The organism is Thalassolituus marinus, from assembly GCF_020320395.1.
Lineage (GTDB): Bacteria > Pseudomonadota > Gammaproteobacteria > Pseudomonadales > Oceanobacteraceae > Venatoribacter > Venatoribacter marinus.
This window is the reverse complement of record NZ_JAEDAH010000063.1, coordinates 12,691-14,069: the sequence shown is the minus strand read 5'-3', so window position 1 is coordinate 14,069 and position 1,379 is coordinate 12,691. Positions and strand designations below refer to the sequence as shown.

The 1,379-nt window shown below is 53.3% G+C and carries 2 protein-coding genes; both read right to left on the bottom strand.

From position 1 onward, the window contains the following. On the bottom strand, nt 1-843 hold an 843-nt coding region (locus tag I9W95_RS12085), incomplete at its 3' end, for a M56 family metallopeptidase (protein WP_225675234.1). Beyond that, a complete protein-coding gene (locus I9W95_RS12080) occupies nt 840-1,223 on the bottom strand; it encodes a BlaI/MecI/CopY family transcriptional regulator (protein WP_225675232.1) in 384 nt (127 codons plus the stop codon). The genes I9W95_RS12085 and I9W95_RS12080, both read right to left, overlap by 4 nt. Nucleotides 1,224-1,379 lie beyond the last annotated feature (156 nt).

Here is a 1,379-nt window from a genome sequence, read left to right as displayed (position 1 = left end):
ACGAGATGGGGTAAGCAGCTCGCAGACCCGTTCGCGCAGCTGCTCTACAGCGACAAACGCTGCCTGATCTGGCTTGTTGAGGTGATGGCGCAAGCGCGCGATTTTCACCAGCGTTTCTGCGATGTCGGCGGCTTCGGCCTTGCGGGTAACCCGGCGATCGGCGAGCTGCTCGGTCACTAATGTGAAGCAGTTCAGAATGGGGGTGCGAACAAAGCCTGGCAGTGGGCAAATAAACAGCATCAGTAACCAGCGACTCAGGTTATCGAACTGGCGGATATGCGCCTGCTCATGAGCAATGATGATTGCCTGCTGGTCTGGCGTTGTTTGATTGAGCAAACCTTGCGACAGGTAAATATCAGCGCGAAAATATCCGGCTGCCATGGCCACAACGTCGCGGGTCGGCAGAGTGCGGAAAGCGGAATTCGATGTGGTCTGTGCCTGCTCACGCAGAAGTTTCAGTTGCTGCCTTACACGCCATTGCTGATACGCAAATTGCCCCATACGCAACGTCAGCCATAAACCGACCGCACTCAGAAACCAGCTGTGCCAGGCGCTGATCACAAACTCATCGGCATGGTGCCAGTGAATAAGTCCCAGAGCGCCATGCACTGTGTTGTGGTCGTCTGGTAAGGCGATTCCGCCCTCAACAAACAGCAACAGAGTCATTGTCCAGGGTAAAACGGCCCAGCTTAAAATGAGCCATTTTTGCTCCAACGGGTCAACACGGTTTTTTGCCCGGATAATCAGAGGAGCCGTTAATAACTGAAAGACAGCTGAGGCCAGTCCGAGCAATGCAGCCATGCTCAGCAGGTTCAGAATAAAACCCCAGCTTCCGCTGATCATGGCTGCAGTTTGCTCTTGCGACGGTGATTCTGAATCATAGCCTCCAGGCGATCGAGCTCGTCGTCACCCAGATCGGCAGACAAGGAAACAAATGCTGCCATCAGCGACTGGTTATCCTGACTGACAAGGTCGCTGGTAATACTACGGATCAGCTGAGCGATCAGATCTTCCCGATCAACCCGGGTGTGGTAGACAAAGGCATGCCCTTGTTTACTGCGGCTGAGCAGCTGCTTTTTGTACAAACGGTCCAGGGTACTCTGAATGGTGTTCAGAGAGCTGCTGCGCCCGGCGCTGAAAGCAGCATGGATCTGCTTGGCATCGGCTTCACCCGCTGACCAGAGATGGTTCAGAACCTGCTTTTCTAGCTCACCGAGAATCATAATCTTTCCAATTTTCAGAATGAGGCATATACTGCCACAGCAAAAACCGACCAGCAATCGGTTTTTTGTCAGTCAACGTCAATCGCTGAGGTTTCTATGCTGAGCATTCTGCGTCACCGCGTGTACCGCCATTTGTTTGCTGCGCAGGTTATTTCG